We start from the raw sequence: 6,000 nt of genomic DNA on the forward strand, positions 1-6,000 counted from the left end.
TGCCGCGCGGGCGTTCTAACGAATCTTGGACAGGAATCTCCTTGTATGCTCTGACTGAGCATCGCTGAAGATCTGTTGAGGTGGCCCAATCTCTTCCATGATTCCTTCATGGAAGTAGGCAACGCGGTCGGAAACGTCCCTTGCGAAGCCCATTTCGTGGGTGACGCAAATCATCGTCATGCCCTCTTCAGCGAGCAAACGCATAGTATCGAGCACCTCACCCACCAACTCCGGATCGAGGGCTGAGGTAGCCTCGTCGAAAAGCATATAGTCCGGCTCCATTGCCAGCGCCCTGGCGATCGCCAAACGCTGTTGCTGTCCGCCGGAGAGGGCACCCGGATAACTATGAATTTTATCGCTAAGCCCGACGTGCTCAAGTTGTTTGAGGGCCAGATCACGGGCATCCTTCTTGGATAACCCCCTGACAATCCTTGGCGAAACGGCGACGTTCTCGAGCGTTGTCAGATGCGGAAAGCTGTTCCATTGCTGGAACACCATACCGAGCTTTTGACGCAATATATTCAGGTTGGTGCTTTTTGCGTGCACTTCGACACCGTCGACTCTGATCGAGCCGCTCTGGATCGGCTCTAGACCGTTGATGCAGTAAAGCAGGGTGGATTTTCCCGATCCCGACGCGCCAATGACGGATAGCACCTCGCCCTTCTTGACTTCGAGGTTGATCCCCTTGAGCACTTCGAGGTCGCCAAAATTCTTGTGTAGATCAACAATCTCGATCATTGCGCCCACCTTTTCTCTAGTTTCTCGGCATAGAGCGAGACCGGATATGACAAAGCGAAATAAAATGCGCCGGCGAAACTCAGAATCAAAAACGGTTCTTGAGTGCGTGTGATCAGTATCTGGCTGGCCTTGAGAAGCTCGATGTATCCCAGGACCGACACCAACGCGCTGTCTTTCATCACCCCCAAAGCAACCCCTACCCAGGAGGGGAACACCGCACGCCCGCCGATTGGCAGAACGACGTACCGGAGGTCTTGCCAGTAGGTCATGCCCAAGCTGCGCGCCGCGCGCCGCATTGGCGTGCCGACCGCTTCAATGCCGCCACGCGCGACACTGGCCACTAGAGCGGCCGTGTAGATCGACAGGACGACAACGCCCGACGCGAAGGGGTCCATGTTGAGGCCGATAATCGGCGCGAAGTTGTAGAACAGCACCAGTTGGATGATCAGTGGCACGGAGCGGAAAACATCCAGGATCGGCGCCAGCAAAACCGTGGCCAGTAGCTTTCCTTCGTAAAGGATCCAGCCGAATACGACGCCGAAAAACGTCCCAAGCGCGATCGATACGGCAGAGATCAGCAAGGTGCGCCAGGCAGCCTCGGCTAGGAACACGAAGTCGTTTGCGTTAAAGCCACTGAAGAACTGAATGGTTGGTTCCATTGCGCGCGCCCCTAATATTTGAACAGCTTGGTGGCGAGGAGGCGCGATGCCAGGAGAATGATCTTGACGATCACGTAGTAGATGACGGCCGTGACGGCAAAGTACTCAAAGATTCGATAGGTTCTAGAGGCAAAAAACTGTGTCTCGCCGGAAAGTTCGCGAAAACCGACCAACATACCCAGCGACGAGATCAGCACCGCCCAGACCATTTGGTTGGTGATTGGGTAGTAGACTATCCGCAGGACTTGCGGAATGACGATGCGCGTGTAGGCCTGAGTAGCCGTCATCCCGAGTGAGCGGGCCGCCTTGATCTGCGTTTGGGGAATGGCCTGAAAACCGCCACGGAAGTTCTCGGCCAAGTAACCGGCGCAGTTGAACGTCAAGGCGGAAAGGACAATGGTGTAGGGGGTCAGGTGCAGGCCGAACGCACCTAGCCCGAAACCGAAGAAGAAGAGTTGGAAGAGCGCCGGGGTATTGCGCGCCAGCTGGATCCAACTGGAAGCGAACCAGCGCAGAGGGCCCTTCGCATTGAGCCCGATCAAGGCCAGCCCCAGCCCGATCAGAATCCCCAACACCATGGCCAGGGAAGCGACTTGAAGCGTGACCAAGCCTGCCTCGAGCAAGTCGGGCAAGTTCTTCATCACTGGGCGCCAGTGAAAATTGTACTCGAACATTGTGCGGCTCTGCGTCAGTTACCCCCGCCTAATTCCTCAGGCGGGGGTAACAACGAGACGTGATCAGTACATTACGCCGGGGATGCGAAGCTCGGGAGCCTCGCCGCCGACATAACTGGCCCAAAGCTCCTGATAGCGCCCAGAGCGAACCTGATGGGTGACGAACAGGTTCAAATAGTTGAGCCAGCTGACATCCTTCCTGTTCGCGACCACCGAGGTGTAATCCGTGGTCCAGGGCATCCGCGGCCCGGCAACAATGCTTTCGTATTGCTCCGTGATTGGCTTCACCGCGGTGTTGGTGGTGATGCCGATATCGGCCTTGCCCTGTGCGACGGCAAGAAAGACCTCGTTTTCGGACTGATAGCCTTGGTAGAGGTTCTCTTCGCCCCATTCCTTGGCGATCTTCAGCCACTCCTGTTCGGGCACCGTCCCGACCGCGGCGGCGACCCGCTTGCCGCGGATGTCCTCAAAAGTCTTGATGCCCGTGTCCTTGCCGACAACGCCTTGAGCGTAGTAGATGGCGTAGGGGATGGAAAAGCCGACCGTGCGCGCGCGCGCCAAGGAATCCGATGTCGCGCCGAAGACGACGTCTGCACGGCCCGTCACAATGACCGGCAGGCGCTCAGCCCAAGTCAATGGAAGAATCTCGTGATCAACCTCAAGAGCAGTTGCGAGGTCTTTGCAATAGTCCACATCGAACCCGGCAGGCTCGTTGTTAGCGTCTCGGTATCCGATTGGTGGGAAATCCAGAACCACGCCACATCTCAGAGTGCCGCGGTCAATGACTTCATCCAAGGTGTCGGCGGAAGCCACGGTGCCGGCTGTCAGCAGTATCGCTGTTAGCGTGAGCAATTTTTTGAGTTGCATCGAATCCTCCCAGTTCATTGCTATTTCGCAAATTATGCGCACTTAGTCTCGCAGATTGGATACAATAATCAATATATAAGATCCGTTCCTCTCTTCATTTGGATCCTGTATTGTTAGATCGTAAAGAGGGCCATAGGTGATGAAACTAAATCCTGTCGATATTTCAAAAACGGCGTCGGCATCTTCGATTGTTTTCGAAGAGCTCCGAAGAGCAATCATCAAAGGTGATCTGGCTGTTGGCGAGGCATTGCGGCAAGATGAAATTGCCGGATTGTTCAATGTAAGCCGGATCCCCGTTCGTGAAGCGTTATCGCGGCTCGAGGTTCAAGGTCTCGTCAGAACCCAAAGATACAGGGGAGCGGTCGTTTCCGGACTGTCTGCCGAGGAGGCGACAGAACTGTTCGATCTTCGATTGTTGGTCGAGCCGGAGATAATTCGCCGTGCCGTTCCTTTGTTGTCACCGGAAGTTTTGCACAAAGCCCGTGAATGCTGCGTTTCCTTCTCCGAATCCACCGAACCAATGAGTTGGGGCGACCTGAATCGGGCGTTCCACTCGGAAATATACAACGCCAGTAAGCTGAAATTTCATCTTGAAGTCGCAGACAACGCGATGAACCGGTTGGACCGCTATCTGAGAGCGCAGCTCGTATTGAGCAATGGGATGGAGCAGGCGAATAGCGAGCATTTTGGCATTCTCGAAGCCTGCGAAACAGGTGATGCCGAGGAAGCCGCTGCCTTGACGGCGGCACATATCGATGGCGTCAAGCAGTCCTTCCTCAAGCACCTCAACCTTTTACAGGCTTAGTATCGGCGGCAGGGCTTGCCAGCGTCCGCGCGAGCGGCGTTCTCAGAACGATCCCTGATCCACAGTCATAGTAGCCGGCTTGTGATCCGGACTTTCCCGCCTTTCAGGGACAAGCGCGCAATCTCACCATCACTTCAGGATCGCTGGCAGGTTCAACTTGTGCTCACGCGCGCAATCGATGGCGATGTCATAACCTGCGTCGGCATGGCGCATGACCCCAGTGGCGGGGTCGTTCCACAAAACGTTGCCGATGCGCCGGTCGGCGTCCTCGCTGCCGTCGCAACAGATCACCATGCCCGAGTGCTGGCTAAATCCCATGCCGACGCCGCCGCCATGATGCAGGCTGACCCAGGTCGCGCCGCTTGCGCAGTTGAGCAGAGCGTTGAGCAGCGGCCAGTCCGAAACCGCATCGGAGCCGTCCTTCATGGCTTCGGTTTCTCGGTTGGGCGAGGCCACGGAACCCGAATCCAGATGGTCGCGGCCGATTACGACAGGTGCCTTCAGTTCGCCCTTGCGCACCATTTCGTTGAAGGCCAGTCCGGCGCGGTGCCGGTCGCCGAGCCCAATCCAACAGATGCGCGCCGGCAGGCCTTGGAAGGCAATCCTTTCGCGCGCCATGTCGAGCCAGTTGTGCAGGTGGCCGTTGTCGGGAAACAGCTCCTTCATCTTCGCATCGGTTTTGTAAATGTCCTCGGGGTCGCCGGAAAGCGCACACCAGCGGAAGGGCCCGATGCCTTTGCAAAACAAAGGCCGGATGTAAGCCGGGACAAACCCCGGGAAGGCAAAGGCATTCTCCAAGCCTTCTTCCTTGGCCACCTGACGGATGTTGTTGCCGTAGTCGAGTGTCGGCACGCCGGCGTTCCAGAAATCCACCATTGCAGCAACGTGCGCCTTCATGCTGGCGCGTGCGGCCTTCTCAACATTCTTGGGGTCGCTTTCCTGCTTGGCGCGCCATTCCGAAACGCTCCAACCCAAAGGCAGGTATCCATGGACCGGGTCGTGGGCGCTGGTTTGATCAGTGACGATATCTGGGCGTCCATTGGGGACCGAAGCATCGCCTGCCTTCATGCGGCGGACGAGTTCCGGAAAGATCTCGGCGGCGTTTCCAATGAGGGCCACCGACTTCGCCTCGCCTTTGGCAGTCCAGTCCGCGATCATCGACAGGGCGGCGTCGAGGTCTTGCGCCTTGGCGTCGCAGTAGCGGGTGCGGATGCGGAAATCGGCCCGTGTTTCGTCACACTCGACGGCCAGACAGCAAGCCCCTGCCATGACCGCGGCCAGAGGTTGCGCACCCCCCATGCCGCCAAGGCCCGCAGTCAGAATCCATTTGCCCGTCAGGTCGCCGTCGTAGTGCTGACGACCGGCTTCGGCGAATGTCTCGTAAGTGCCCTGCACGATACCTTGGGTGCCGATGTAGATCCACGATCCGGCGGTCATCTGGCCGTACATGGCCAGTCCCTTCTTATCCAACTCGTTGAAATGCTCCCAGGTTGCCCAATGCGGGACCAGGTTCGAGTTGGCGATCAGCACGCGCGGCGCATCCTTGTGCGTGCGGAACACGCCGACAGGCTTGCCCGACTGCACGAGCAGGGTCTCGGTATCCTCCAGGTCCCGCAAGCATGCGACGATCTGGTCGAAGTCGTCCCAAGTGCGCGCCGCACGGCCAATGCCGCCGTAAACCACCAACTCGTGCGGATTCTCCGCGACATCGGGATGCAGGTTGTTCATCAACATCCGAAGCGGCGCTTCCGTCAGCCAACTTTTTGCGGTGATCTCGGTTCCGGTTGCGGGAAAGATGTCGCGGACGTTGTGGCGAGGGTTGGTCATGCTGTCCTCCGATCAGGTTCGCTGTAGGCCGATGCTGCGGATGCGATGTTTTGCTGAGTTGGTTGGCCAAAGAAAACGGAACTGCTCATCCCCCAAGCTCCGGCAAACTGAGGTCGTGGGTGAGGCGACCGTCGGCGATCATCGCCGCAGCACTGGCGATATCATCGGCCAAGTAGCGGTCTTCGGTAACGCGAGGCGCTTCGCTGCGCAGTCGCCCCATCACGCCCTGGAGCGTGGTGCTGGTGTTTAGCGGCGCGCGAAACTCGATGCCTTGAGCGGCGCACATGGCCTCCACGCCAAGAATGACGTTCAGGTTGGCGTTCATACGGTGCAGTCGCCGGGCGGCATGGGCGGCCATGCTGACGTGATCTTCCTGGTTGGCCGAGGTCGGGGTGGAATCGGTGGAGCAGGCGTGGGCTAGGTGCTTGTT

Annotated in this window: 7 protein-coding genes; 1 reads left to right on the top strand and 6 read right to left on the bottom strand. The window is 57.9% G+C overall.

Annotated elements, in window-relative coordinates:
• Nucleotides 1-15: 15 nt before the first annotated feature.
• From ABIE63_RS17120 to ABIE63_RS17135, 4 genes are all read right to left on the bottom strand, one after another.
• Nucleotides 16-738 carry an amino acid ABC transporter ATP-binding protein gene (locus ABIE63_RS17120; RefSeq protein WP_354506499.1) on the bottom strand — a complete coding sequence of 241 codons (723 nt, stop codon included), beginning with the start codon at nucleotides 736-738 and terminating at the stop codon, nucleotides 16-18.
• Entirely contained in the window at nucleotides 735-1,397 is a 663-nt protein-coding gene (locus ABIE63_RS17125; protein ID WP_354506502.1) for an amino acid ABC transporter permease, read from the bottom strand. Before ABIE63_RS17125 ends, ABIE63_RS17120 begins: the two co-directional genes overlap by 4 nt.
• An 11-nt stretch (nucleotides 1,398-1,408) precedes the next feature.
• Nucleotides 1,409-2,038 carry an amino acid ABC transporter permease gene (locus tag ABIE63_RS17130; protein WP_354506505.1) on the bottom strand — a complete coding sequence of 210 codons (630 nt, stop codon included), beginning with the start codon at nucleotides 2,036-2,038 and terminating at the stop codon, nucleotides 1,409-1,411.
• 96 nt (nucleotides 2,039-2,134) lie between these two features.
• Nucleotides 2,135-2,938 carry a transporter substrate-binding domain-containing protein gene (locus ABIE63_RS17135; protein WP_354506508.1) on the bottom strand — a complete coding sequence of 268 codons (804 nt, stop codon included), beginning with the start codon at nucleotides 2,936-2,938 and terminating at the stop codon, nucleotides 2,135-2,137.
• 139 nt (nucleotides 2,939-3,077) lie between these two features.
• On the opposite strand from ABIE63_RS17135, the gene ABIE63_RS17140 reads away from it, so the two are divergent.
• Entirely contained in the window at nucleotides 3,078-3,743 is a 666-nt protein-coding gene (locus tag ABIE63_RS17140) for a GntR family transcriptional regulator (RefSeq protein ID WP_354506511.1), read from the top strand.
• Between the two features lie 129 nt (nucleotides 3,744-3,872).
• Here the strand turns inward: ABIE63_RS17140 and hutU are convergent, their stop codons facing one another.
• Nucleotides 3,873-5,570 carry a urocanate hydratase gene (hutU, locus tag ABIE63_RS17145; RefSeq protein ID WP_354506513.1) on the bottom strand — a complete coding sequence of 566 codons (1,698 nt, stop codon included), beginning with the start codon at nucleotides 5,568-5,570 and terminating at the stop codon, nucleotides 3,873-3,875.
• Nucleotides 5,571-5,655: 85 nt separating this feature from the next.
• The coding region (locus ABIE63_RS17150; RefSeq protein ID WP_354506515.1) for an aromatic amino acid lyase at nucleotides 5,656-6,000 on the bottom strand (345 nt) is incomplete at its 5' end.

Source organism: Limibacillus sp. MBR-115, from assembly GCF_040549425.1.
Lineage (GTDB): Bacteria > Pseudomonadota > Alphaproteobacteria > Kiloniellales > CECT-8803 > Limibacillus > Limibacillus halophilus.